At 32.0% G+C, this 26,088-nt stretch carries 22 protein-coding genes and 1 pseudogene; 15 read left to right on the top strand and 8 right to left on the bottom strand.

Annotated features, from left to right (window positions below; genetic code table 11):
• Nucleotides 1-89 precede the first annotated feature (89 nt).
• The 9 genes from WG945_RS02945 to scpA all read left to right on the top strand — a co-directional run bounded on the left by WG945_RS02945 (nucleotide 90) and on the right by scpA (nucleotide 10,046).
• Nucleotides 90-365, top strand: coding sequence for a hypothetical protein (locus WG945_RS02945; protein ID WP_068448054.1), 276 nt, complete (start codon nucleotides 90-92; stop codon nucleotides 363-365).
• A 207-nt stretch (nucleotides 366-572) separates the two neighbouring features.
• Nucleotides 573-977 carry a methylmalonyl-CoA epimerase gene (mce, locus tag WG945_RS02940; protein ID WP_068448052.1) on the top strand — a complete coding sequence of 135 codons (405 nt, stop codon included), beginning with the start codon at nucleotides 573-575 and terminating at the stop codon, nucleotides 975-977.
• 25 nt (nucleotides 978-1,002) lie between these two features.
• The gene (locus WG945_RS02935; protein WP_068448050.1) at nucleotides 1,003-2,562 is read left to right on the top strand and encodes an acyl-CoA carboxylase subunit beta; all 1,560 of its coding nucleotides are present in this window, start codon (nucleotides 1,003-1,005) and stop codon (nucleotides 2,560-2,562) included.
• Nucleotides 2,562-2,921 carry an OadG family protein gene (locus WG945_RS02930; RefSeq protein WP_068448046.1) on the top strand — a complete coding sequence of 120 codons (360 nt, stop codon included), beginning with the start codon at nucleotides 2,562-2,564 and terminating at the stop codon, nucleotides 2,919-2,921. Before WG945_RS02935 ends, WG945_RS02930 begins: the two co-directional genes overlap by 1 nt.
• A gap of 3 nt (nucleotides 2,922-2,924) precedes the next feature.
• The gene (locus WG945_RS02925) at nucleotides 2,925-3,344 is read left to right on the top strand and encodes a biotin/lipoyl-containing protein (protein ID WP_068448044.1); all 420 of its coding nucleotides are present in this window, start codon (nucleotides 2,925-2,927) and stop codon (nucleotides 3,342-3,344) included.
• Nucleotides 3,345-3,354: 10 nt separating this feature from the next.
• Nucleotides 3,355-4,686 (top strand): sodium ion-translocating decarboxylase subunit beta, encoded by a 1,332-nt coding sequence (locus WG945_RS02920; protein ID WP_068448042.1) that lies wholly within the window; start codon nucleotides 3,355-3,357, stop codon nucleotides 4,684-4,686.
• Between the two features lie 65 nt (nucleotides 4,687-4,751).
• Nucleotides 4,752-6,041, top strand: coding sequence for an acetyl-CoA hydrolase/transferase family protein (locus WG945_RS02915; protein WP_068448162.1), 1,290 nt, complete (start codon nucleotides 4,752-4,754; stop codon nucleotides 6,039-6,041).
• 76 nt (nucleotides 6,042-6,117) lie between these two features.
• Nucleotides 6,118-7,917: a methylmalonyl-CoA mutase family protein gene (locus WG945_RS02910; RefSeq protein WP_068448040.1), complete on the top strand. Its 1,800-nt coding sequence runs from the start codon at nucleotides 6,118-6,120 to the stop codon at nucleotides 7,915-7,917.
• Nucleotides 7,914-10,046, top strand: coding sequence for a methylmalonyl-CoA mutase (scpA, locus tag WG945_RS02905; protein ID WP_068448038.1), 2,133 nt, complete (start codon nucleotides 7,914-7,916; stop codon nucleotides 10,044-10,046). The genes WG945_RS02910 and scpA overlap by 4 nt, the downstream gene beginning before the upstream one ends.
• 300 nt (nucleotides 10,047-10,346) lie before the next feature.
• Here scpA and WG945_RS02900 read toward each other — a convergent pair.
• The 5 genes and pseudogenes from WG945_RS02900 to WG945_RS02880 all read right to left on the bottom strand — a co-directional run.
• Nucleotides 10,347-10,922 (bottom strand): annotated as a pseudogene (locus tag WG945_RS02900) (acyl-[acyl-carrier-protein] thioesterase); the annotation flags it as partial.
• 15 nt (nucleotides 10,923-10,937) lie between these two features.
• Nucleotides 10,938-11,099 carry a hypothetical protein gene (locus WG945_RS02895; RefSeq protein ID WP_197482041.1) on the bottom strand — a complete coding sequence of 54 codons (162 nt, stop codon included), beginning with the start codon at nucleotides 11,097-11,099 and terminating at the stop codon, nucleotides 10,938-10,940.
• Between the two features lie 30 nt (nucleotides 11,100-11,129).
• On the bottom strand, nucleotides 11,130-12,143 hold the full coding sequence (meaB, locus tag WG945_RS02890) for a methylmalonyl Co-A mutase-associated GTPase MeaB (protein WP_068448036.1): 1,014 nt from the start codon (nucleotides 12,141-12,143) through the stop codon (nucleotides 11,130-11,132).
• A gap of 181 nt (nucleotides 12,144-12,324) precedes the next feature.
• Complete coding sequence (locus tag WG945_RS02885; protein WP_068448034.1) at nucleotides 12,325-13,065, bottom strand: acyl-CoA desaturase; 741 nt, start codon at nucleotides 13,063-13,065, stop codon at nucleotides 12,325-12,327.
• Nucleotides 13,066-13,195: 130 nt separating this feature from the next.
• A complete protein-coding gene (locus WG945_RS02880) occupies nucleotides 13,196-13,768 on the bottom strand; it encodes a Crp/Fnr family transcriptional regulator (protein ID WP_068448032.1) in 573 nt (190 codons plus the stop codon).
• A 174-nt stretch (nucleotides 13,769-13,942) separates the two neighbouring features.
• Here WG945_RS02880 and WG945_RS02875 point away from each other — a divergent pair, with 174 nt between their 5' ends.
• The 6 genes from WG945_RS02875 to WG945_RS02850 all read left to right on the top strand — a co-directional run bounded on the left by WG945_RS02875 (nucleotide 13,943) and on the right by WG945_RS02850 (nucleotide 20,361).
• Entirely contained in the window at nucleotides 13,943-15,283 is a 1,341-nt protein-coding gene (locus WG945_RS02875) for a DEAD/DEAH box helicase (protein ID WP_068448030.1), read from the top strand.
• Nucleotides 15,284-15,285: 2 nt separating this feature from the next.
• Nucleotides 15,286-16,596 (top strand): DEAD/DEAH box helicase, encoded by a 1,311-nt coding sequence (locus tag WG945_RS02870; RefSeq protein ID WP_068448028.1) that lies wholly within the window; start codon nucleotides 15,286-15,288, stop codon nucleotides 16,594-16,596.
• Between the two features lie 4 nt (nucleotides 16,597-16,600).
• Nucleotides 16,601-18,136, top strand: a complete 1,536-nt coding sequence (locus WG945_RS02865) for an SDR family NAD(P)-dependent oxidoreductase (protein WP_068448026.1) — start codon at nucleotides 16,601-16,603, stop codon at nucleotides 18,134-18,136.
• Between the two features lie 211 nt (nucleotides 18,137-18,347).
• Nucleotides 18,348-18,614 (top strand): hypothetical protein, encoded by a 267-nt coding sequence (locus WG945_RS02860; protein ID WP_068448023.1) that lies wholly within the window; start codon nucleotides 18,348-18,350, stop codon nucleotides 18,612-18,614.
• 156 nt (nucleotides 18,615-18,770) lie between these two features.
• The gene (locus WG945_RS02855; RefSeq protein ID WP_068448022.1) at nucleotides 18,771-18,962 is read left to right on the top strand and encodes a cold-shock protein; all 192 of its coding nucleotides are present in this window, start codon (nucleotides 18,771-18,773) and stop codon (nucleotides 18,960-18,962) included.
• 202 nt (nucleotides 18,963-19,164) lie between these two features.
• Entirely contained in the window at nucleotides 19,165-20,361 is a 1,197-nt protein-coding gene (locus WG945_RS02850) for an IS256 family transposase (protein ID WP_038527458.1), read from the top strand.
• Nucleotides 20,362-20,453: 92 nt separating this feature from the next.
• On the opposite strand, the gene WG945_RS02845 is transcribed toward WG945_RS02850, so the two are convergent.
• The 3 genes from WG945_RS02845 to WG945_RS02835 form a co-directional block, all read right to left on the bottom strand.
• Nucleotides 20,454-21,749 carry an amidohydrolase family protein gene (locus WG945_RS02845; protein WP_068453028.1) on the bottom strand — a complete coding sequence of 432 codons (1,296 nt, stop codon included), beginning with the start codon at nucleotides 21,747-21,749 and terminating at the stop codon, nucleotides 20,454-20,456.
• A gap of 6 nt (nucleotides 21,750-21,755) precedes the next feature.
• Complete coding sequence (locus tag WG945_RS02840) at nucleotides 21,756-24,719, bottom strand: amidohydrolase family protein (protein ID WP_197482124.1); 2,964 nt, start codon at nucleotides 24,717-24,719, stop codon at nucleotides 21,756-21,758.
• Between the two features lie 95 nt (nucleotides 24,720-24,814).
• A complete protein-coding gene (locus tag WG945_RS02835) occupies nucleotides 24,815-25,891 on the bottom strand; it encodes a DUF3810 domain-containing protein (protein WP_068452979.1) in 1,077 nt (358 codons plus the stop codon).
• Nucleotides 25,892-26,088 lie beyond the last annotated feature (197 nt).

Raw genomic sequence — 26,088 nt, 5'->3', positions numbered from 1 at the left:
TAAAATTACTATTACAATAATCGTAACATATTTTAAAAATTATTGACATTTTCATAAAACTAATTTATATTTACTAAAAATTATAAGATTTGAAAAAAACTACAACACTACCGCTATTTTCAACTTACGAATTAGATTCTAGATTTTATGATGAGCTCTTTAATAAGAATGATGAAATAAGAGAAGTTTATAAAACATTGTATAATTTATTTGGATCCTATTCTGTTTCAGAGTTTGATCGTTTAAATAAAAAAGCAAAAGATTCTTTTTTTAATCTCGGAATCACGTTTCAGGTTTATGGAGAGAAGGAGGTAAAAGAGAAAATTTTTCCTTTCGATTTATTTCCAAGAATTATCAAAAAATAAAATGATAACTTTTATTTTTTGAAACAATGTAGCATTCGTTAAGTTATATGTAAATATTTTAAATACAGTTAAATAGCAAAAAAAATATTCAACACTTTTCATTTACTTAAAATAAAGCACTTCTTTTAAATGTCTAATAACATGACAACTATCATAGAATAAAATCAATATGTGAGCTAAATTTGAGGAAATTAAAACATCGAAGTTATGAATATTTCACATATAGAGCATTTAGGTATTGCTGTTGAGAATTTAGAAGTATCAATAAAATATTATGAAGAAGTTTTAGGTTTAAAATGTTATTCAATAGAAGAGGTTGTCGATCAGAAAGTGAAGACAGCCTTTTTTTTGGTGGGTAATACAAAAATTGAATTATTAGAAAGTACTTCTCCAGACGGCCCAATAGGTAAATTTATAGAGAAAAAAGGGCAAGGTATTCATCACATAGCTTTTGCTGTTCCCAATGCAACAGAAGCTCTAAAAACAGCAGAAGAACGTGGTGTTAGACTTGTAGATAAAGTTTCTAGAAAAGGGGCAGAAGGATTAAATATTGGGTTCTTACATCCAAAATCTACACTAGGAGTACTTACAGAACTTTGTTCTAAAGAATAATTTAAAAGAAAATACTTATATAAAAATGGCAAATCAAGATAAAATTAACGAACTCATTGAAAAAAGAGCGGAAGCTAAAATGGGGGGCGGAGAAAAACGTATCGATTCTCAGCATGCTAAAGGTAAATTAACTGCACGTGAACGTATAGATATTCTTTTAGACGATGATAGTTTTGAAGAGTTTGATATGTTTGTGACACACAGAACAAAATCTTTTGGATTAGACAAGCAACTTTATCTGTCTGATGGTGTTGTTACGGGCCATGGAACTATAGACGGTAGAATTGTGTATGTGTTTGCACAAGATTTTACGGTTTTTGGTGGTTCTTTATCTGAAACGTATGCATTAAAAATATGCAAAGTAATGGATATGGCAATGAAAATTGGTGTTCCGGTTATTGGATTAAATGATTCTGGTGGAGCGCGTATTCAAGAAGGAGTAAGATCTTTAGCGGGGTATGCAGAGATTTTTCAAAGAAACATTATGGCTTCTGGGGTAATTCCTCAAATTTCTTCAATTTTAGGTCCTTGTGCTGGGGGAGCAGTTTATTCACCTGCATTAACAGATTTTACCATTATGACAGAGAATACCAGTTATATGTTTGTAACTGGTCCTAAAGTGGTACAAACAGTAACAGGTGAGGTAGTAACAGCAGAAGAACTTGGTGGTGCTAAAATTCACTCTACAAGATCAGGTGTTTCTCATTTCTTAGCAGAAAATGATGAAGAAAATTTATTATTAGTCCGCAAACTATTAAGCTACTTGCCTTCAAATAATTTAGAAGAAGCACCAATACTACCATGTAATGATCCTATAGATCGATTAGAGGATGCTTTAAATGAAATTATTCCAGAAAACCCAAATCAACCTTATGATATTGTAGATGTAATTTCAATACTTGCAGATAACGGAGAGTTTACAGAGGTACATAGAAATTATGCAAGAAATATCTGTGTAGGTTTTGCAAGGTTTAATGGGCGTCCTGTTGGTATTGTTGCCAATCAACCAAAGTATTATGCTGGTGTTTTAGATATTGATGCTTCTAGAAAAGCGGCACGATTTGTTCGTTTTTGTGATGCTTTTAATATTGCAATAGTAACATTGGTAGATGTACCAGGTTTCTTACCAGGAACGGGACAAGAATATGGCGGAATTATTTTACACGGTGCAAAATTATTATTTGCTTATGGAGAAGCTACCGTGCCTAAGGTAACCATTACTTTACGTAAATCTTATGGTGGTGCGCATGATGTAATGAGTTGTAAGCAGTTAAGAGGTGATGTAAATTATGCGTGGCCAACTGCAGAAATTGCTGTGATGGGCGCTAAAGGAGCCGTAGAAGTTTTAGAAGGATCTAATATTAGAAAAATTGAAAATGCAGAAGAAAAGCAAGAATATATTCAGAAAAAAGAAGACGAATATACTGCAAAGTTTGCCAATCCATACATGGCTGCAAAATACGGGTTTATAGATGATGTTATAGAGCCAAGAAACACTCGTTTCAGAATTATTAGAGCTTTAGAATTACTTCAAAATAAAAAAGATGTAAATCCTCCTAAAAAACACTCAAACATTCCATTATAATGACAAATATACTATTAAATACAAATCCAATTAGTGAAGGTTATGTGATCTTATTTACGGGGTTATTCATTGTTTTTAGCTCCTTAGTAGCGTTGGCTCTTATTTTTAATTACGCTCTTCCTGTGATGCTTTATGTATATAAAATAATCACCAAAGGAAAGGATAAAAAAATTAGTGAAATAAAGGTAAAAGGAGATAGTAATTTTACTGGTGAAATATCAGCAGTTATTGGAGCTGCCATACACATGTACAAGAATGAACAACATGACCATGAAAGTGCAATTTTAACAATTAAACAAGTTAAAAAAACATATTCACCTTGGAGTTCTAAAATTTACGGGATTCAAAATAGATTATAACAAATGAAAAGCTATAAATTTAAAGTAAACGAAAACGGCTATACCGTTAATATAAAATCTCATGAAGATAATATTATTCAGCTAGAAGTTAATGGAACATCTTATGAAGTAAAAATGCAGGAAGAGGTTAAAAAAACAAAGACTCCTACATTAATTAGATCTGCTTCTAAACAACCATCTGCACCATTACAAGTAAATCCAAAATCTGCAAAAACAAGAATTGTTGCTCCTATTCCTGGAGTAGTATTATCTATTGATGTAAAAGTTGGTGATACCTTAAAAGTAGGAGATAGAATGCTTGTCTTAGAGGCAATGAAAATGGAAAATAGCATTGTCTGTGAAAAAGCAGGTACTATTACTGATATAAAAATTAGTGTAGGACAACAAGTTCTGCATGATGAATTAATGATAGAACTAGAATAAAATACGAAATATGAAAAAAGTAATTTTAATATTCTGTGTTTTATCTTTATTGATCTTTATTAGACCTGTATTAGGCCTAAGCACAGATGCTAACCCAGATTCAATAAACGATACTACGGTTACTACAACGCAAGTTGATAAAGTAACACAAGTAGAAGGCGTTTTTGACGATGCGTTTAAAGGAATAAAAAAGTTTTACAGTTACACCGGATTTGCAAATACAACTTCAGGAAACTTAATTATGATTGTAATCGGAATTACATTTATTTACTTAGGTATTAAATTCGATTATGAGCCCTTACTTTTAATACCAATTGGTACTGGTGTTATATTGGGAAACATCCCCTTTGTAGCAGGAAATCAAACGGGTATTTACGAGACGGGATCTGTTCTTAACTATCTCTATTTCGGGGTCGTAAAAGGTATTTATCCGCCGTTAATTTTCTTAGGAATTGGAGCAATGACAGATTTTTCATCTTTAATTGCAAATCCAAAATTAATGCTTTTAGGTGCTGCAGCTCAAATTGGTGTGTTTGCTACGTTTATGGGAGCATTATACTTAGGATTTAATCTCCCTGAAGCTGGTGCAATCGGAATTATTGGTGGTGCCGATGGTCCTACCGCTATTTTCTTATCTTCAAAATTAGCAAACGGAGTGAATATAATGGCAGATGGTACTACGGTTAAAAACCTAATTGGCCCTATTGCAATTGCCGCTTATTCATACATGGCATTGGTTCCTGTAATTCAACCTCCATTAATGAGATTGTTAATCTCTAAAGAGGATAGAAAAATTAAAATGAAACCACCAAGAGCGGTTACTCAAAAAGAAAAAATGATTTTCCCGGTAGTTGCTTTATTGTTAACATTATTTATATCACCTAGTGCATTGCCATTATTAGGAATGTTATTCTTTGGAAACTTATTAAAAGAATCTGGAAGAACAGAGAGATTAGCAGATACGGCAAGAACTAAATTAATAGACATTGTAACCATTTTATTAGGTGTTACGGTAGGTGCTTCAACCCAGGCAGATATCTTTATTACAAAAGATTCACTATTGATATTTGGTTTAGGAGCAATCTCATTTGTAATAGCAACTTGTGGAGGTTTATTATTCGCAAGATTTATGAATAGATTCTTAAAAGGAGATAATAAAATTAATCCACTTATTGGTGCTGCAGGCGTATCTGCTGTTCCAGATAGTGCGCGTGTTGTACATCACGAAGGTTTAAAATCAGATCCAAGTAACTACTTATTAATGCATGCTATGGCACCAAATGTTGCTGGTGTAATAGGTTCTGCAATTGCTGCAGGTATTATTTTAAGTTTCTTAGGATAGAGGATACATAGAAGTTCATTTTTTGCGTGTAAATGGACAAACAACAATTTTTAAAATTTGATAATATGAACATACCAAATAAAATGACAGCAACAGAAGCTGTTAAGTTAATCAAATCTAACGATAGAGTTTTAATTCAAGGAGGTTCTGCTACACCACAAGCTTTAATAAAAGCAATGGTTGCAAGAGCACCAGAATTAAGAAATGTTGAACTTGTACATTTACATACAGAAGGAGCTTGTGGTTATACCGCACCAGAATTAAGAGAAAGTTTTCATACCAATGCTTTTTTTATTGGGGGAAATGTTCGTAAAATGGTAGGGGACACTGTAGATTATATTCCTGTTTTTTTAAGTGAAATACCAAGTTTATTCCGTCAGGGTTATATGGATTTAGATGTGGTATTGGTAAATGTATCACCTCCAGACAAACATGGCTTTTGTTCTTTAGGAGTTTCAGTAGATATTGTTATTTCGGGTATTGAACAAGGTAAAAAAGTGATTGCTCAAATTAATTCGCGCATGCCACGTACTTTTGGAGATGCCCAAATACATTTAAAACATTTTGATGCATGTGTAGTAGTTGAAGAAGAAATCTACGAAATGAGTTTTGTAGAACCTTCTGATCTTGAAAAGGCAATAGGTAAAAACATTGCAGAAATTATTGATGATGGAGCAACCCTTCAAATGGGAATTGGTGGAATTCCAAATGCAGTTTTAACTTTTTTACACAACCACAAAAACTTAGGGATACACACAGAAATGTTTTCGGAAGGGATTGTAGATTTAGTTAAAAATGGTGTTGTAAACGGTTCTAAAAAGAAAACGAATCCGTATAAGATAGTTTCTGGTTTTGCAATGGGAACAAGGCGTTTATATGATTTTATGGATGATAATCCTGAAATTGAAATGAATGATATCGCTTACGTAAATGATACTTCTGTTATCCGTCAGAACCCAAAAGTTACCGCAATTAATTCTGCGATAGAAGTAGATTTAACAGGTCAAATTTGTGCCGATTCTATTGGTCAAAGAATGTTTTCTGGTGTTGGAGGGCAAATGGATTTTATGCGTGGTGCAGCTTTGTCTGAAGGCGGAAAACCAATTTGTGCAATTACATCAACCACAGGAAAAGGTATTTCTAAAATTACACCAATGTTAAAAGTTGGGGCAGGTGTAGTAACAACTCGTGCACATGCTAGGTTTGTTGCTACAGAATATGGTATCGCTGAATTATTTGGTAGAAACTTAAAACAACGTGCGCAAGCGCTAAGAGATATTGCACACCCAGATCATAGGGAAGAATTAGACAAAGCTATTTTTGATAGGTTTGGAAGTAGTTTAATGATAAAATAAACTTACGGAAGGTAGAAGTCTTAAATTTTGTAACTTTAAGAACTGTAGCCTTTTGTATTAAATAAATTCACATATAATGAGCGATAAAAATAAAACACTTTTTTCTGATTTCCCTTCAGTTACTACTGAACAGTGGATGGAAAGAGTGACCGCAGATTTAAAAGGTGCTGATTTTGATAGAAAACTAGTGTGGAAAAACCTAACTGGTATCAATTTTCAGCCTTGTTATAATATTGAAAATTCAATTACACAGCTAAAAAATACAGGAGAAAATTCACAATCATTAGTAAACTATAGAAGTGTTGCTGCTTGTTGTGGTAAGTCTGGAAATGATTTGGCGTTAAAAGCAATTGAAGAAGGAATAAATGGCATCATTTTTCAAATGATAACCAATGTATCTGTAGAAGAACTCTTAAACGGAATAGATTTAAACAGCATCTCGGTTTCGTTTAAATTATTTAATAACGCTATTCCTTTTACCAAAGATTTAGTTGCTTTTGCAAAAGGTAAAAATTTAAAGGGATATATTGATACAAATCTAATTTCTGGCTATGTAACAACAGCAACTTTTAATGAAAGCCTTGTAGATGTTACAGCAGAACTGATAAATTTAACAAAAGATCTCCCTAACTTTAAAGCAATTACGATCTCAGGAACGGAGTATTTAGATAGTGGTGCAAATCAAGTGCAAGAAATAGCGTATACTTTAAGTTCTCTCGTTTTCTTAACGGAAAAATTGAAAGAAAAAGGAGTTTCTGTGCAGCAGATATTCGACAATCTAAATTTCAATTTAGCAATTGGATTAGAGTATTTTGTAGAAATCGGAAAATTTAGAGCATTCAATAATTTATTAGCTGAGGTTGCTGCCAAATATCAGCTTGCTAATTTCTCGAATACAATAACGGCTAAAACATCTATTTGGAGTAAATCAATTACAGATGCAGAAACTAATTTGTTACGTTGTACAACAGAAGCAATGGCGGCAATATTAGGAAATGTAGACGGAGTGTTAATAGATGCTTATGATAAAGAATTTAAAAGTTCTTCTGATTTTTCTAGCAGAATAGCAGGTAATATAATAACTATTTTAAGAGAGGAATCTTACTTTGGTAAAGTTTCAAACCCTGTAGATGGGGCTTATTATATAGAAGAAGTAAGTTCTAAAATTGCAGATAAAGCTTTAGAGTTGTTTAAAGCAATTGAAGCTGATGGTGGTTTTTATATCAATTTTGAAAAAGAAATTATTCAACAACAAATTGCTGAAATTCGCCTTCAAAAATTAAAATTAATTAGCCAACGTAGAACACCAATGGTTGGGATTAATAAGTACCCTAATTTAATGGAAAAAGTGTCAGCTAATTTACTTTCTACAGGAATTAAAGAGAACCCTAAGGTATTAACTCCAAGAAGGGCTTCTTTAGAAATTGAAGCAATGCGTAGGGTTACGGAAGAATTAGTCGCAGAAACAAATGTGCGACCAATTGTACAATTAGCAAGTTATGGAAATTTAACAATGCGTAAAGCGAGAGCTGCTTTTGCTTATGATTTTATAGGTGTAAGTGGTTTTGATGTGCATCAAGAAGAAAGTTTTGCAAGTGCAGAAGTTGCCGCTAGAGAAAGTGCTAAATCAACTTCTAATGTAGTTGTTATTTGTAGTTCTGATCAAGATTATGACGAAACTGCTGTTGAGTTTGTAAAAGCATTTAGAGCCATAGATACAGATAAAGTATTGTTACTAGCAGGTGCTCCAAAAAACATGGATGAATTAACGGCTGCTGGTTTAGATGGTGTTGTAAATATGAGGACAGATGTTCTTGTAGCACTTTCTAGCATTCAGAAAAAAGTTCAAAAAACCTTTAAATCTTTAGAAGTATGAAACCAGATTTTTCAGATATAAAAATAAACTCAGCAGTCAAACAAACTGTCGAAACTTCAGAGAATCAAGATGTTTGGAATACTCCTGAAGGAATTCCAGTAAAAAAACAATTTACAAAAGAAGATATTGCCGAAGCAGAACATTTAGGATTTGCTGCTGGCGTACCACCTTTTTTAAGAGGACCATATAGTGCCATGTATGCAATGCGTCCTTGGACGATTCGTCAATATGCAGGTTTTTCTACTGCAGAAGAATCAAACGCTTTTTACAGAAGAAACTTAGCAGCAGGTCAAAAAGGACTTTCAGTTGCTTTTGATTTAGCTACGCATCGTGGTTATGATTCAGACCATCCACGTGTAACGGGTGATGTTGGTAAAGCAGGTGTTGCCATAGATTCTATTTTAGATATGGAGATTTTGTTTGATCAAATTCCGTTAGATAAAATGTCGGTTTCTATGACAATGAATGGAGCTGTACTGCCAATTATGGCTTTTTATATTGCTGCTGCAAAAAAACAAGGTGTTGCTTTAGATCAACTTTCCGGAACGATTCAGAATGATATTTTAAAAGAATTTATGGTGCGTAACACCTATATTTATCCACCATTACCTTCTATGAAAATTATTGGTGATATTTTTGATTACACCACTAAAAATATGCCTAAGTTTAATTCTATTTCTATTAGTGGTTATCATATGCAAGAAGCGGGTGCAACTGCAGATATCGAATTAGCATATACCTTAGCAGATGGAATGGAATACATTAGAACGGGATTAAAATCGGGTTTAAAAATTGATGAATTCGCGCCTCGTTTATCTTTCTTTTGGGCTGTTGGTATGAATCATTTTATGGAAATTGCTAAAATGCGAGCTGCACGTATGCTTTGGGCAAAAATTATAAAAACCTTCAATCCAAAGAATCCAAAATCCATGGCATTGCGTACGCATAGTCAGACTTCTGGTTGGAGTTTAAGTGAGCAAGATCCTTTTAACAATGTAGCTCGTACTTGTGTAGAAGCAATGGCAGCAACTTTAGGAGGAACGCAATCATTACACACCAACGCCTTAGATGAAGCAATAGCATTACCAACAGATTTCTCTGCTAGAATTGCACGTAATACGCAGATTTTTATTCAGGATGAAACACAGATGACCAAATCGGTAGATCCTTGGGCAGGATCTTATTATGTTGAATATTTAACGCAAGAAATAGCGAAGAAAGCGTGGAAACTAATTGAAGAGGTTGAAGAATTAGGTGGAATGGCAAAAGCTATTGAAACCGGAGTTCCTAAATTGCGTATTGAAGAAGCGTCTGCTCGTAAACAGGCACGTTTAGATTCTGGTCAAGATATTTTAGTTGGAGTAAATAAATTTAAAACAACAGAAAAAACGAATATTGAAATCTTAGATGTAGATAATACAGTTGTTAGAGATTCTCAGATTGCGCGTATCAATAAAATGAAAGCAGCGCGTAACTCTGAAGTGGTTGCAGCTAATTTAAAAGCACTAGAAGATTGTGCAGGAACAGGAAAAGGTAATTTATTAGAATTGGCTGTAAAAGCTGCAGAAAATTTTGCTACATTAGGTGAAATATCCGATGCTTTAGAGGTTCATTTTGGAAGACATAAAGCGGATACTAAATTAATAAGTGGAGTGTACGGAAAAGAAGTAAAAAGTGATGACACGTTTGCAAGAGCGCAAAAATTAACGGATAAATTTGCAGAAATAGAAGGTCGTAGACCAAGAGTTATGATTGCAAAAATGGGTCAAGATGGGCATGATAGAGGAGCAAAAGTTGTTGCTTCTAGTTTTGCCGATTTAGGTTTTGATGTAGATATGGGGTCTTTATTTCAAACTCCAGAAGAGGTAGCAAAACAAGCTGTAGAAAACGATGTGCATTTTGTTGGAGCATCTAGTTTAGCGGCTGGACATAAAACGTTAATACCTCAATTAATAAGCGAATTAGAAAAATTAGGAAGACCAGATATTATGGTGTTTGCAGGTGGAGTTATTCCTGCACAAGATTATGATTTTTTATTAGAAAGAAAAGTGGTCGCTATTTTTGGTCCTGGAACTGTAATTTCTGAATCTGCGATTACTATTATGGAAAAATACTTAGAGCAAGAATAAGTTTGAAATTTATAAATAAAAGAGCCCGAACATTAAATTGTTTGGGCTTTTTTTGTTATCATCCACATAAATACAATTTTAGATTGTTATGTGTTTGCAATTATGAGTATTATATTGGTGAAAAAAACATAAGAACTAGTCACTTCGACTTGAGGAGAAGTCTCATAATACTGATCACATAAAAATGAGCACCTTTATGTGATTTCTCCCTTTGGTCGAAAAGACAAAACTGTATGGAAAGTTGAATGTTAGATAAAATATTTACATAAAAAACAAAAAGACAAACTGTGCGTGTAATTGTCAATAAGCCTTCCAAATAGTCTTTGCAGTAGCACAAACTTTATCACTTCCTTTAATTTTGATAGTATGCGTAAAAGCATCTTTTATTTCTTGTTCTTTTGTCAAGGATAAAACAGTATCGCCAAATTGAGCTTCAGCCATAAAACGTCCATCAATTTTATGTAAAAAATAATTTTCAGAGATCTCTTCTGGTATCGATTCAAGAACCCACTGCAAGTACCTAATATTATTTACATGCTTATTTGTATCGGTATCATACCGATTTACTCGAAAGTGATTGGTATAATCTGCAAATTTAACTGGATGTATTTTTTTCTTGATATCTCCGTAAATGGATTCTTTATTAAAACAAGACCATTTTTCTTTTATTTCATTTAAAATAAGTATCGGTCTCCTTTTATCGATATCAAAGAAAACCCATAAACCTTTTGCGCTACCTATGATGTTGTTCTGTTCATCAAAAATAATATTTTCTCTATAGCCTTTGATAGAAGAATAACTAGACAACCAAGTTCTAATCGTAATTTTTTCTTTATAATTAGGATACCGATTTATTTGTAAAACACCAGAAACAAGTACCCAACCTACATTTTATTCTAAGAGATCAAACAAGCTATGTCCTATAGAATGAGAATGATCTGCAGCTGTTTCTTCTAACAAAGCCAACATTATAGTAGGTGTTGCAAGTCCTAATTTATTCATTTCAAAATACCTTAATTCAAATCGTCTATCAAAATAACGATCAAATATCATTTTTTACAATTTTTAAGGGTTTAGGAATTATTAACTGTGTTTGAAAGAGTTTTTAAATTCTTTAATAATTTGTTGCGCTGCTTTTACAGGTGAAATTTTAGAAGTAACAATATCTTTTTCTAGTTCCGACAGCTCACTTTTAATATTAGCAGAACCATAAAACAAGTGTTTTAGTTCTTCATTAATATTATTATACATCCATTTTATTTGTTGATGATTTCTGTTTTTTATAAAGTAACCATTTTCATCAACTAGCTTTTTAAAATTTAAAATTTCATTCCACACATTAGAAATTCCAATATTTTTTATGGCTGAAGCTGTACTCGCAACAGGAGTCCAACCAGACTCGGATGCAGGAAAAATATGTAAAGCATTTTGATATTGACGTTTAGCCAATTTACTCATGGTAATATTATCGCCATCGGCTTTATTGATGACCACCATGTCTGCCATTTCCATAATTCCTTTTTTTATTCCTTGTAATTCATCTCCAGCACCAGCAAGCATCAGTAATAAAAAGAAATCCGTCATTCCGTGTACAGCAGTTTCAGACTGACCAACACCTACCGTTTCAATTAAAATAACATCGTAACCGGCAGCTTCACAAAGTAACATGGTTTCACCGGTTTTGTTAGAAACTCCACCTAAAGTATCGCCAGAGGCGGAAGGTCTAATATAAGCTTCTTGCAAAACAGACAATTCATCCATTCTTGTTTTATCTCCTAAAATACTTCCACGAGAACGCTGACTACTTGGGTCTATAGATAAAATGGCAACCTTATGACCTAGTTTTACCAAATGCAACCCGAAAACTTCAATAAAAGTACTTTTACCAACACCAGGAACGCCTGTAATACCAATACGTATGGATTTCCCAGAATTTGGTAATATTTCTTGAACGATTTCTTTGGCTAAACTTTTATCGCTTTCTAAATTACTTTCGATAATAGTGATTGCTCTAGAAAGAATTACTCTATCACCTTTTAAAACACCATCTATGTAAGCTCGTGCAGGTAATCTTTTTTTTGGTTTGTAGTTTTTCATTTTAGAGTTAGAAAGCTAGGTTTATGGAGAGGTTTCTGTGTCTAACAAAGATACTAAAAATGAAAAAAAACACCGCTTATTAAAGGGTGTTTTTAAATGATATTTCTAGTTATAATTTTGAATTACAAAAAGATAATTATTAAATATGTTTAGCTGATTTCTATGTCTTTTTTACACAGTATTATTTTTTTACTTTAATAGCCTTCAGTTTAATGAAACCGAAAAAGTCTAAAATTCTTATAATTAAATACGTGATGTCTATTTCGTGCCATTTTACACCAAAATTAGGGCTACTTGCATGTTTGTGATGATTATTATGGTAACCTTCTCCCATCATTAAGAAATCGAAATGAAAAAGGTTTTTACTTGTGTTTTTCATTTTGAAGTTTACATACCCATAAATATGACCAAACCAGTTGATGATAACTCCATGTATTGGAGCCATTAAAAATGCGATTGGTAATAATAACCATTGCCACCAAGAAGTTACAAAGAAGACAAAGAATAAAATATAAAATGTAATCCAAAGGATACGAGAAAAACGTGAACCAGCAAAGGCATCAAACGATTTCCATTGAGGTACATTTTTAGTAAAACGCTCATCAATTGCAATACGTTGCTCGTTTATATCTTGATAAATAGTTTTTGTTTTCCACATCATTGCAAACATATTTGCATCGTAAGAAGGAGAGTGTGGGTCTTTTTCGGTATCTGTATACGCATGATGCATTCTGTGCATAATTCCGTATCCGTAAGCACTTAAGTAACTAGATCCTTGAAAAATCCATGTTAAAATAAATGTAATTTTTTCCATGGTTTTAGACATGGTAAATACTTGATGTGCTGCATAGCGATGCAAAAAGAAAGATTGAAAAAACAAACCTCCATACCAAAGCACTATAATAAAAATAACGACTGCCATATTTGTAATTTTTACAAAGGTAGTTTGCTATTTTAAGGGAAACAATGAACCTGAATCAATAAAAGTTTCCGTTTTTGTTTCCGCCGTGGCGGGAAAATATTTTATAAACGAATCTTAAGAAGGAGTTTAATTAAACAATTCGTTTTCTAATTCGGCTTAAAGCTTGTGCGGTTACACCTATGTAAGAACTAATATACTTTAAAGGGATTTCTTTTAAAACTTCTGGACGTTCTTTAAATAATTTAAGGTAACGTTCTTCTGCAGATAGATTTAAAAGGTTTTGTTCTCTGCTAGATTTGATTAAAAAAAGACGCTCTGCAGTTAATCTTCCAATTAAATTACCAATTTGAGTAGTTCTATAAATTTCTTGTAAATCGGTATAAGAAACACTTAAAATAGTAGTTTCTGTAAGCGCTTGTAATTCATAAGCAGATGGTTTTCTTGTTAAAAAAGAATCATAAGCACTAATAAATTGGTCTTTAAAACTAAAGCCAAAAGTGATTTCTTTTTCTGGATTTTCTTTAGGAATATACAAACGTACCACGCCAGATTCTATAAAAGAAATATGATTTTCAATTTCGTTTAGTTTTAAGAAAACAGCTTTCTTTTTAATCACACGAGGTTGCAGTTTAGACGTAAAAAAATCCCAATCTTCTTGAGAAATATTGGCTATTTGCTGTAAGTATGCTTTTATCTGTTCCAAATGTATAATTAAACTAAAATAGAGTTGCAAATATACGGATTCTGAAAGCCTCTTTTAAGCTTATTATAGAGTATCCTAATCATTTTATTTTCAATTAAAATATTTTAAATTCACGAACCATAATTTATTTAATTAACAAGAACGATATTGCTACCTTTGCAAAAAATATATTTAATGTCAAAAACTTTTTCATCTTTAGGAATTCATAAAGAACTAGAAGCACGTTTAGCAAAATTAGAAATTACAGTTCCTACTGCAGTTCAAGAAAAAACCATTCCGTTTATCTTACATAAAAAGAAAGATATGGTGGTTTTAGCAAAAACTGGAACAGGGAAAACAGCTGCTTTTGGTTTGCCTTTATTGCAAAAAATTAAAGCAGATGAAACTCATATACAAGTTTTAATTTTAGCACCTACAAGAGAATTAGGACATCAGATATTTGACAATTTAATTTCTTTTGCTTCGGATGAACAAAAAGAAAAAATAGTCTCTATTTGTGGTGGAATCCCTATAAAACCTCAGATTGAAGCCATCAAAAAGAACCCAAGTATTGTAATTGCAACTCCAGGTCGTTTGGTAGATTTAATGAAACGTGACGCTATCAACATTAAAGAAATCAACTATTTTGTTTTAGATGAAGCAGATGAAATGGTGAGTGCTTTAAAGGAAGAAGTAGATATTATTATTAAGGAAATTCCGAATATTAGAAGAACGTTGTTGTTTACTGCCACGATGCCAGGAACGATAAAGCAACTGATACAAAACTATATGTCTAAACACGTAGAACATATAGAAACAGATATGGATTCTGTTGGGCATAAAGGAATAGATCATCAATATGTAGTAGTAGAACCGATAGAAAAATTGAATGTTTTAATGCATTTTTTGTCGACAAAAGAAGGAGAACGCGGAATTATTTTTTGTAAAACTAAAGCTGCTGTTAATAAATTAGCTAAAAATTTAGCCATTAATAAGTTTTCATCTGGTGCTTTACATGGTAGTTTAACCCAAGGGATTCGTGATAGAGTTATGGGGCAATTTAGAGAAGGAAATATTGATATTTTAGTGGCTACAGATTTGGCTGCTCGTGGTATTGATGTTAAAGAAATTTCTTACGTTGTAAATTATCATTTACCAGACAGATATGATACGTATGTACATAGAAGCGGACGTACGGCTAGGGCAGGAGCAACCGGACTTTCTTTAAGTGTAATACAGTCAGAAGAATTAGAAGAAATTCCTGAATTTGAAGAAGATTTAGGGTTGGTTTTTAAAGAATACAAAAAAGCAGATGCACAAAGTATTGAAGATAATAACACTATTCTTTGGGCAAAAAAAATATTTAAAACAAAACCCAACAGAACAATTTCAGAAGATTTAAAAGGGGAAATTAAAACAATATTTCATCATTTAACCAAGGAAGAATTGGTAGATAAAATCTTAGCAAATTATTTAGCACAAACCGCTAGTGCAAAGGCAAAACCAGAGGTAATTAAAAAGAAGAAAAAGAAATAACGATGGCAAATAACATTAAAAGTCAACAAGATATATTAGCAAAATTGCAGATTGAAGAATTAAATCAGATGCAAAAAGAAGCTATTGCTACAATACATAAAAACGATAATGTAATATTACTTTCGCCAACAGGTACAGGTAAAACATTAGCTTTTTCTTTGCCTTTATTAGAGTTTTTAGATCCAACTTTAGAGGAAGTACAAGCTTTAATTTTAGTGCCTTCTAGAGAATTGGCAATTCAAATAGAACAAGTAATTCGTTCTATGGGATCTGGTTTTAAAGTAAATGCGGTTTATGGAGGTAGACCAATGTCTAAAGATAAAATAGAATTAAAACATATTCCTGCAATTTTAATAGGTACACCTGGTAGAATTTCAGACCATTTTGCAAACGATCGTTTTTCTAAAGATCATATTAAAACCTTAATTTTAGACGAATTCGATAAGTCTCTAGAGGTTGGTTTTGAATATGAAATGCGTAATATTATCAATCAATTATCTTCTTTAGATAAACGTATACTAACTTCTGCAACACAGGGAGTTGAGATTCCTGATTTTGTAGGTTTAAGAAAGCCAAATACGGTTAATTATTTAAAAGCAGTAACTTCTAAATTAGAAATAAGAACAGTAGTTTCTCCGGCTAAAAATAAACTAAATACCTTATTACACTTACTAAATCATTTAGGAAATAAACAAGGTATCGTTTTTTGTAATTTAAAAGATTCTATAAATAACGTAAGTACATTTTTAGAAAGCAAGAACATAAAACATGGTTGTTTTAGTGGTGGAATGGAACAAAAAGATAGAGAACGTTCTTTAATAAAATTTAGAAACGGAACCAATCAATTATTAATTGCTACAGATTTAGCGGCTAGAGGTATCGATGTACCAGAAATGAGTTTTATAATTCATTATGAATTGCCACAAGCAATAGAAGAATTTACACATAGAAACGGACGTACAGCAAGAGTTTCTGCAGAAGGAACTGCCTTTGTTCTAAAATGGAAAGACGAACGTTTACCAGATTTTATTAAGCATGCTGATTTACAAGACATTTCTAAACAAGCAGAAAGAAGTCCTGTTTTTTGGGAAACTTTATTTGTTTCTGGAGGTAGAAAAGACAAAATTTCTAAAGGAGATATTGCTGGTTTGTTTATAAAACAAGGAAAATTAAGTAAAGAGCAACTTGGTGACATAGAATTGAAACAAGATTGTGCTTTTGTGGCAGTACCATCTACATTAACTGCAGAATTAATAGAGAAATTAAACAATTCTCGTTTAAAAAAGAAAAAAGTACGTATTTACGAAGTGTAAGAATATGAGTAATAAAGAATTAAATGCGGAAGTAAATTCGTGTATAGTTACCCTTCAAAAATTATTGGAGGACACGAATCAACTTTTTGAATTACCAGAAGAGCAAAGAGTGGCACTTTTTAAAGTTGCTGGCGAATTGTCTCGTCCTAATCGTGATGAATTTCAACGCAGACGTAAAGACGCTAAAAAAGCGGCAAAACGTAAAATGATTGAAAGCGATAAGCACGCTAGAAAATCAACCGGAATTCGTTCTGCTAGAGAAGCAGCTTTGTTTGTGGCACCAAAATTATTAGGAGCAGCAGCTATAAATGAAAATACTCCAGAATTAGAATCGCCAAGAAACTGTTATGTATGTAAAACGGTTTTTACCAAATTGCATCATTTTTACGATACCATGTGTAAGGATTGTGGGGATTTAAATTATGCCAAACGTTTTCAAACGACAGATTTAAAAGGGCAAGTAGCGGTAATTACAGGTTCTCGATTAAAAATAGGATATCACATTACCTTAATGTGCTTGCGTTCTGGAGCAACTGTAGTGGCAACAACGCGTTTTCCTGCAGATTCTGCCATTCGTTTTGCAAAAGAAGAAGATTATAAAGATTGGAGTCATCGTTTACACATTCATGGCTTAGATTTAAGACACATACCAAGTGTAGAGATTTTCTGTAATTATATAGAACAAAAATACGATCGATTAGATATTTTAATAAACAATGCTGCGCAAACAGTAAGACGTCCGTCTGGTTTTTATCACCATTTAATGGAAAACGAAAAGAAACCGATAGATCAATTGCCTAAATTAGCACAAACTTTATTACAAGATCACGAAAGTTGTTTAGAGGAATTATCTAGTTTAAGTGTTTCAACGTCTAAAACAGATAAAAACAACGTATTACCAGTTACTTGGCACGGACCAGAACCCGGAATTGGTTTGCGTAATTCGGCAGAATTATCTCAAATTCCGTATAGTTTTGACAATTCATTACAAACGGCAGAAGTTTTTCCTGAAGGAGAATTAGACGCAGATTTACAACAAGTAGATTTAAGAAAAACAAATAGTTGGCGTTTAAAATTAGGCGAAATAGAAACTACAGAAATGGTAGAAGTACAGTTGGTAAATGCTGTAGCTCCATTTGTGTTATGTAATCGTTTATCTAATTTAATGATGAAAGAAAATACAGGTAAAAAACACATTATCAACGTAACTGCGATGGAAGGGAAGTTCCACAGATTTAAAAAGGTAGACAGACATCCACATACCAATATGGCAAAAGCAGCCTTAAATATGTTAACACATACGTCTGCATCTACATTTGCAAAAAAAGGTATTTATATGAATGCTGTTGATACTGGTTGGGTTACAGATGAAGATCCTGCAGAATTATCTAAGCACAAAGTAGAAACTCACGATTTTCAGCCACCTTTAGATATTGTAGATGGAGCCGCAAGAGTTATGGATCCATTAATTGATGGTATTAATACAGGTAAACATTGGTCTGGTAAATTTTTAAAAGATTATTTCCCTATAGATTGGTAGTGATTTTGGGCCTATTTTCTGAAGATGAAAACAGTACATTTTAATCGAAAATAATAAACTTTTAAAAAAAGGAATGCAGATTTTAAAGAATCAAAAGCATTCCTTTTTTTATGCTTATGATATTTATTTTGGAAGTATGCTCTAAAAATAGTAACTTAGAAGAGTTACTTTAATGTAACATTATTTATGAACCTTTTAAATTTATACAATTATGTTAGCATTTAGAACAGAAATTAGAAATTCACCCAAAGAGCAAACCTTAAAAATCTACTTAAGTGATACGTCATTAGATATCGGTTTAAAAAACTTGTTAGAAAACATTAACGGAGTTCGTAATGTAGAAGTACAAGAAAGTATCAGTAGAAATAGAGTTGAAGAAAATGTAACTGTATTTGCAAAGGACGATATTTCTATGAATATATTAAAAAAAGAGGTAGATGCTTTTTTAGAGATTTATTTTGAAGAAGTAAATGGATGAAAATTGATATTTTAAGACACGTTAAAGTCGTTTTTTATTCCGAAGAATGAGGATTTTAATAAAAAAACAGAAAAGAAAACAATTATAAGGTTGTATATCAGAAAAATGGAACCATCTTTGCAATATAATTAGTATTATAAATTTAACAACATTATTATGAGTAAAGGTACAGTAAAGTTTTTCAACGACACAAAAGGTTTTGGTTTTATCACTGAAGAAGGAGTAAGCAAAGATCATTTTGTACACGTTTCTGGTTTAATTGATGAAATTAGAGAAGGTGACGAAGTTGAATTCGATTTACAAGAAGGAAACAAAGGTTTAAACGCGGTTAACGTAAAAGTTATCTAAGAAATATACTTAAAGTTTTATAAAAGCCCATCAATTAATTGATGGGCTTTTTTTGTATCATTATTTTTGAATTAACTTTTAATAATATATATGATAGTTCTTGTAGATAGGCAGTATCTCATAAACTGTGTAAGTTTTAAAATCTCAGGTTAAATATTAATCTGAGATTTTTTTATTCATTAATTTTAACTTTTACACACTTATGAAACCAGAAGATTTATTAAACGAAGACTTTTTAAAACAATTCAAGAATGCACCAGAGCTAACATCCTTTTTAGAACAGTTGCACAAACGTGGTATTGAGAAGTTACTAGAAGGGGAACTAGATGCCCATTTAGACTACGATAAGCACAAAAAAAGTAAAGCAGCCAACCTTCGAAATGGTTACACTAAAAAGAAATTAAAATCCGTTTTAGGAGAAACAGAGATTCAAGTTCCTCGAGACCGTGATAGTTCTTTTAATCCTTTAATTGTAAAGAAAAGAGAAAGTACAACAGAAGGCATCGAAAATATTATTATATCGCTTTATGCCAAAGGCATGAGTAACAGTGATATTGAAGAACAAATACGTGAGCTGTACGATTTTAATATTTCTACATCCACTATTTCAAGGATTACAGATAAGATTACAGAAGATGTTATTGCTTGGCGGAACAGGCCTTTGGAGGCCACTTACCTAATTGTTTGGATGGATGGCATCGTATTTAAAGTTAGGGAAAACTCTAAAGTCATAAACAAGACTATTTATATTGCAGTAGGCCTGAGAACAGATGGCAAAAAGGAAGTCCTAGGATTATGGTTAGGTAAAAATGAATCTTCAGCCTTTTGGATGAGTGTTTTAACCGATATTAAAGCTCGAGGAACTCAAGATATACTTATCACAGCTACCGATAATTTAAATGGATTTACGGATACTATTAAAACTATTTTTCCGAAATCAACGACTCAAATTTGTGTTGTGCATCAAATAAGAAATTCGTGTCGTTACGTGGTCTGGAAGGACAAAAAGGAATTTACTCGTGACATGAAGCAAATCTATACTGCTCCTACAAAAGAAGCTGCCAAAGCTGCTTTAAATGACTTCAAAACTAAATGGGATTCTAAATATTCTTACGCCATTAAAAGTTGGGAAAATAATTGGGATGAGCTTACAGTATTCTTTGATTTTCCTATTGAAATAAGAACCATAATCTACACCACAAATCTTATAGAAAACCTAAATGGAAAGATACGGAAATACACAAAAAACAAACTCTCGTTTCCAACCGATGAAGCAGTTATGAAATCCGTGTTTTTAGCTTTGAGAGAAAGCACTAAAAAATGGACCATGCCAATCAGAAATTGGGGAGTGATACTAAATCAATTTTTAGCTATATTTGAAAACAGGATTAAGTTATAAATAACCTAACCCTGAAATTTTGAACTTACACACTTTTTAGGATAGTGTCTGTAGATAAAAAAAAGGCTCGTGATTAGCGAGCCTTTTATAAATTATTTGGTTTTGTATTTATTCGAATATCGTTTCCAAAGTTTTGTTTGATGTGTTTCTAAGCTAATTTTTCTACCTTGTATAAAGACATCTGTTAAAATATTTGTTCTCATATCTAAAGCATCACCTTCAGAAACAAACAAGGTAGCATCTTTACCAACTTCTAAGGTTCCAACAAAATCATCAATTCCTAAAATTTTTGCAGAGTTAGAGGTTAGCAACTGCAAAGCAACTTCTTTGTCTAATCCAAAAGCAGCAAATGTACCTGCATAAAATGGTAAGTTTCTAGTATTCATTCTTTCCATTTGACCTTCCATACCAAGAGCAACAACAATACCTTTGTCTGTTAATACTTTTGCAATTGTATAAGTGTAATCGTAAGCATCGTCTTCGTTATTTGGGTTTCTGTGTGGTCTTTCTAAAACAACTGCTATATTATTTTTAACTAATAAATCTGCAACTTTATCAGCTTCATCACCATGTACAATTACAATATTTTCTATTCCTAATTCCTTAATAATAGTGATTGCATCTGTAATTTCTTTTTGGCCGTTTACATGAATAAATAATTTCTGACTTCCATTAAATAAACCTTTGGTTGCTTCATAAGGTAAATGTGCTTTATCTGTATTACTTGCTAAATAGGTTTTAGCATTTGCAAAATAAGATTGAATGTCATTTATTTTTTTAGGATAGTTTTTATCTGGTTTTAAAGCAGGATCTTCTCCTAACCACCATCTTCCGCTGGTAAAACTAGATGGCCAATTAATGTGAATTGCATCGTCTGTTTTTATAGCAGCATCTTCCCAGTTCCAAGCATCTAATTGCACCACAGATGAAGTACCAGAAATAGTACCACCTCTAGGGGTAATTTGTGCCATTAAAACACCATTAGGACGCATAGATTCTACCACTTTACTTTCTGCATTATAAGCTACTAAACTTCTAACGTGTGGATTGTTTGCACCTATTTCATCTTCATCATCACTCGCTTTTACAGCATCTATTTCTACCAAACCTAAAGTGGCATTTGTAGCAATAAAACCAGGATATATATGTTTTCCTTTGGCGTTAATGATGGTTCCTCTTCTAGCTATTTTTGCATTTGCATTTCCAACAAATACAATTTTTCCATTGCTAAACATTACCAAAGCATTTTCTATAATTTTTCCATTTCCTAAATGTGCTGTTGCACCTTCTATAGAATAATCTGTAGTTTGTTTGTCTGCGGGCGTTTGTTGCGCTATGCTATTTCCTGCTAAGAAGAAAAATAGCAAACTATATATTATTTTTTTCATCATTATTTAGTTTTGTAGTTCTTCTAATGTATCGCAGTGAAAATTTCTATCCCTTCTTTTTGTTGGAATTTGAGTTTTTGCTCCTCCCATTTTTTCTTGCAACATCATATTGATTAGTTTACTTTTTTCTTGCTTTATAGCTTCACGTTTTTTGATATCTTCATTTCTATCAAAAAACACTTTTCCTTCTATAATTGTTTTTTCTACTTTGGCGTAGATAGACATTGGGTGATGGCTCCATAAAACAACATCAGCATCTTTACCAACTTTTATACTACCAACACGTTCATCAATATGTAATAGTTTTGCAGGGTTTATAGTAACCATATTCCAAGCTTCTAATTCTGTCATTCCACCATATTTTACTGTTTTTGCCGCTTCTTGATTTAATCTTCTAGACATTTCTCTGTCATCAGAATTAATAGCAACAGTAAGACCAGCATTGTGCATAATTGCAGCATTGTATGGTATTGCATCGTTTACTTCATATTTATACGCCCACCAATCAGAAAAAGTAGAAGCACCAATACCACGATCTTTCATTTTATCAGCAACCTTATAACCTTCTAAAATATGTGTAAACGTATTTATTTTAAAGCCCATTTTATCAGCAACATTCATTAACATGTTAATTTCAGATTGTACATAAGAATGGCAAGAGATAGAACGTTCTCCATGTAAAATTTCAACCAAAGTTTCCATTTCTGCATCTATTCTGTATGGTTTACCACTTTTCTTTAAAGCATCATATTCATGAGCTCTTGTAAAATAATCTGTAAAAACCTGTTCTACTCCCATTCTTGTTTGTGGAAAACGGGTACCATTTGTAGAACGAGATTGTTTTACATTTTCACCCAAAGCAAATTTTATAAATTTCGGAGAATTTTTATAAATCATCTCATCTGCATTTTCTCCCCATTTAAGTTTGATAATTGCAGAACGCCCTCCAATAGGGTTTGCAGATCCGTGTAAAATTTGAGCAGTAGTAGTTCCTCCAGAAATATTTCTATAAATATTAATATCGTTAGGATCAATAACATCTTCCATAGTAACTTCTGCAGATGAATTCTGAGCACCTTCATTAACAGCAGAAGCTGCAATATGAGAATGTTCATCTACAATACCAGCTGTTAAATGTTTACCAGAACCGTCAATTTCAGTAGCACCTCTTGCATTTAAGTTTTTACCAATTTTCTCGATTTTTCCATCTTTTAAAAGAACATCGGTATTTTCTAAAACACCTTCATCTTCACTAGTCCAAACAGTTACATTTTTAAATAGGATTGTTTCTGTTTTGGGCTGTACATAGTTACCGAAACCAATATTAGGGTAGCTTACTGGAACAACTGTAATTGCTTTTTCTTCTTTCTTTTTTTCTTTTTTTGAAGATTCACTTTTCTGAATCTTTTTACTTGCAGACCAATAGGTTTTATTGCCTTCGGTATCAAAAGCATCACCTTGCATTAGGTTAGAAGGGTTCACAATTTTACCTAACATTCTTGTAAAATTATTATCTTCATTTAAAGTGATGCTAATCCAATCATCACTATAAGAAAATTTAGAGGTTATTTCTTTATCACCTACTTTAATTGTTCCTGTTTGTTTAGCACCTTTACCTGTAATTGATAAATCGTAGTTTTTGTTATTTACAGACAACATATAATCACCTGTAATATCCTTGATATTTATGTCATTAACTACATTTTTAGTACCCTGAACCCAATTTTCATAAAGGATTGTTTTAGCATCAAAAACATCGCCAGACGTAATAATAAAGTTTGCATAACTTCCGGTATTTAAGTTTCCTATGGTAGTGTTACCAATAATAGATGCAGGAATTGTAGTTAGTGCAGCTAGTGCTTGTTCTTTATCAAATCCGTATTTTATGGCTTTTTGTAAATTTTTATGAAATGCATTTACAGATTTTAAAGTATGTGTTGTTAAAGCAAAATTTACTCCATTTTTAGAAAGTACACTTAAGTTGGATGGAGCTTGATTCCATGTACGCATGTCTCTTAAAGAAATATGTTGTGCTAATAAAGGGTTTGAAACATCATAAACATCACTAAAATTAATAGGAATTATAAAGTTAGCATTTGTTGCTTTTATATCATTAATTCTTTCATATTCTTCTCCACTACCAACAATTGTGTATTGAACACCAAATTCGTCTCCCACTTTATCTGCTCTTAAAGCATCTAAAACAGTTGAAGTTTCAAATATTTGAAGTAAATCTTTATTATTATTAAACGCTTCTAAAGACAAATCTTTATTTTTCATATTGCCTTTTGCATACCAATCTGCATCATTAAAAACCTGACGGATTAATGCCATTGCACCCATTTTAGAACTAGGATATGCTTGTGTAGATTTTACACTTTTATTAAAAGATAAATACTGTGCAGATTTTGTGTTTAAAATTCGGTAAGCATCAGAAGTATTAGGGTTTAGGGCAATTAACAAACCGTTTCCTTTTATAATTCCGTCTTGTAAATGTGTATTTACAGTACCAAAACCAGCATCAATTAAACTTTTTGCTTTTTTGTCATCAAACTTAAAATTACTTATCGGGTTGGTTTCTGGTCTAATATGATCGTTCCAATAATAGCCTTCACGAGTTGGCTCATATTGTGTAGTTCTATTTCTAGATCTAGGTTGTCTTTCTGGTTTAGAAATTCCAAAATCAGAATAAATATCAATAAATGACGGGTAAATTATTTTACCTTCTAAATTGATGGTTTTTGTGCCATTCGGAATTTTAACAGATTTTCCAATGCCAACAACTTTACCGTCTTTAATAAGTAAAGTTGCTTTTTTTACAACCTTATTATGGGTTACATAAATGGTTGCATTTGTAAATGCATAACTGGTGTTTTCAGTAGTTTTTACTCCGCTATCTGTAGGGAAATATTCTTGCGACTGCATAGAATAAGCCACAAATAAGGAGAAAAATAAGAGTAATTTTCTCATATAAGTTTGGTTTTTAAATGAATTAAGTTTCTAAAATAATTAGAAGCTTTTTAGAAAATGTTAAAACCAATTATTTTAACATAATTTTAGGAAGATTAAGACGGATTCACTTTATCAAAATAAGAAATAAATAAATCAACCACGTAATTATAAGACTGTACACCTTTATCTTGTTTATTGGCTTTTAAATAAGCATTATACCCTTTTTTAACAATAGGTTCGAAGGGGTTTTTATATTGCTGCCAAAAGATATAACTCGCACTAAAATCTTTAAGAATTCCTTTGTGAACGGTTTTCCAAAGTTCTTGAGATAAATTTGAGTCACGTTTTCTTAATTCGGAAATACAATAGCCCAAAGCCATTCTATAACTCGCGTATTTAAAATAAAGATCATTATTATAATTAGCTGCTAAAAAACCAACAAAATTCGCTTCATTTTCTGCTGCAAAACCAATTTGATGTGCCATTTCATGACAAGTGGTGGTTGGATAACTTGTTTTTGGTAGTTTGTCGTTTACTTGTGCTTCTCCTGTTAATGGATTTAAATATCCTGCAGTTCCATTATAAGATTGTAACAAACTCATTAAAGAGCTTTTTACAGATTTGTATTCATATTTTAACTGCGGATAATCTTTAGATAAGTTGTCATAACCAGAAACAGCCATATGGTACATTTCTTTTTGAGAATAAGGATTTTCAATTTTTAAAGTATCGTTTTTTGTAATTTTAAATTGATATTCATTTAGCTTCTCAATAATATGAGTTGTTACATTTAAAAGTTGTTTTGTGGTGTATTCTTTTTGTTGATATTGTAAGTTTTTAGCCAAAGGCTCTCTATAATAATTCAACCCCCAGAAAAGATAAAAACAAAAATAAATGAGGGATAAAACGGCTGTAAAATGAAAAATCTTCGGAATAAAGTTTTTAAATCTCGTTTTTATCAATCTAACTATAAAACGAATAAAAACAAAGAGTCCGAAAGCTAAAAGTACATCACCAACAGAAAAAGGAACCCAACCTAAAAGAATTCTAAAAAAAGATGAAATAGGAGGATAGATTCCGTTTGAATAATATTCTTCTATAAACGCTGGTTTTTTTGCTGCCAATTGAATTAATACTATTTGAATTGGAAGTAAAATTGTAACTATTAAATGTTTTTTATTGATCTTCAAGGATACTATTTTAGTAAAAATAAGCGTTTATATATATTCAAGAAAGCGGATATTCTAGTTTTAAAAATTCTACTTTGTTGGTAAAAATAAGAATTCGATTTAGAAGTTAGCTGGTTATTAACAAGATAATAACATTTTTGTTTACATTAAATGTTTACAAATTAAAATGAACTTTTAGAAAATAATTTCAACCTAAA

The sequence above is a fragment of the Polaribacter atrinae genome (genome assembly GCF_038023995.1).
GTDB lineage: Bacteria > Bacteroidota > Bacteroidia > Flavobacteriales > Flavobacteriaceae > Polaribacter > Polaribacter atrinae.
Note: the sequence above shows the minus strand (reverse complement) of the source record. Positions and strands in the feature narration are given on the sequence as shown.

What these genes read in the sequence shown, in the direction of transcription:
- mce (WP_068448052.1), top strand. Translation starts at nt 573, where the DNA reads ATGAATATTTCACATATAGAGCATTTAGGTATTGCTGTTGAGAATTTA.
- WG945_RS02925 (WP_068448044.1), top strand. Translation starts at nt 2,925, where the DNA reads ATGAAAAGCTATAAATTTAAAGTAAACGAAAACGGCTATACCGTTAAT.
- WG945_RS02910 (WP_068448040.1), top strand. Translation starts at nt 6,118, where the DNA reads ATGAGCGATAAAAATAAAACACTTTTTTCTGATTTCCCTTCAGTTACT.
- WG945_RS02850 (WP_038527458.1), top strand. Translation starts at nt 19,165, where the DNA reads ATGAAACCAGAAGATTTATTAAACGAAGACTTTTTAAAACAATTCAAG.
- WG945_RS02895 (WP_197482041.1), bottom strand. Translation starts at nt 11,099, where the DNA reads ATGATATTTGATCGTTATTTTGATAGACGATTTGAATTAAGGTATTTT.
- WG945_RS02885 (WP_068448034.1), bottom strand. Translation starts at nt 13,065, where the DNA reads ATGGCAGTCGTTATTTTTATTATAGTGCTTTGGTATGGAGGTTTGTTT.
- WG945_RS02870 (WP_068448028.1), top strand. Translation starts at nt 15,286, where the DNA reads ATGGCAAATAACATTAAAAGTCAACAAGATATATTAGCAAAATTGCAG.
- WG945_RS02920 (WP_068448042.1), top strand. Translation starts at nt 3,355, where the DNA reads ATGAAAAAAGTAATTTTAATATTCTGTGTTTTATCTTTATTGATCTTT.
- WG945_RS02930 (WP_068448046.1), top strand. Translation starts at nt 2,562, where the DNA reads ATGACAAATATACTATTAAATACAAATCCAATTAGTGAAGGTTATGTG.
- WG945_RS02915 (WP_068448162.1), top strand. Translation starts at nt 4,752, where the DNA reads ATGAACATACCAAATAAAATGACAGCAACAGAAGCTGTTAAGTTAATC.
- WG945_RS02840 (WP_197482124.1), bottom strand. Translation starts at nt 24,719, where the DNA reads ATGAGAAAATTACTCTTATTTTTCTCCTTATTTGTGGCTTATTCTATG.
- WG945_RS02875 (WP_068448030.1), top strand. Translation starts at nt 13,943, where the DNA reads ATGTCAAAAACTTTTTCATCTTTAGGAATTCATAAAGAACTAGAAGCA.
- WG945_RS02845 (WP_068453028.1), bottom strand. Translation starts at nt 21,749, where the DNA reads ATGAAAAAAATAATATATAGTTTGCTATTTTTCTTCTTAGCAGGAAAT.
- meaB (WP_068448036.1), bottom strand. Translation starts at nt 12,143, where the DNA reads ATGAAAAACTACAAACCAAAAAAAAGATTACCTGCACGAGCTTACATA.
- WG945_RS02855 (WP_068448022.1), top strand. Translation starts at nt 18,771, where the DNA reads ATGAGTAAAGGTACAGTAAAGTTTTTCAACGACACAAAAGGTTTTGGT.
- scpA (WP_068448038.1), top strand. Translation starts at nt 7,914, where the DNA reads ATGAAACCAGATTTTTCAGATATAAAAATAAACTCAGCAGTCAAACAA.
- WG945_RS02860 (WP_068448023.1), top strand. Translation starts at nt 18,348, where the DNA reads ATGTTAGCATTTAGAACAGAAATTAGAAATTCACCCAAAGAGCAAACC.
- WG945_RS02865 (WP_068448026.1), top strand. Translation starts at nt 16,601, where the DNA reads ATGAGTAATAAAGAATTAAATGCGGAAGTAAATTCGTGTATAGTTACC.
- WG945_RS02935 (WP_068448050.1), top strand. Translation starts at nt 1,003, where the DNA reads ATGGCAAATCAAGATAAAATTAACGAACTCATTGAAAAAAGAGCGGAA.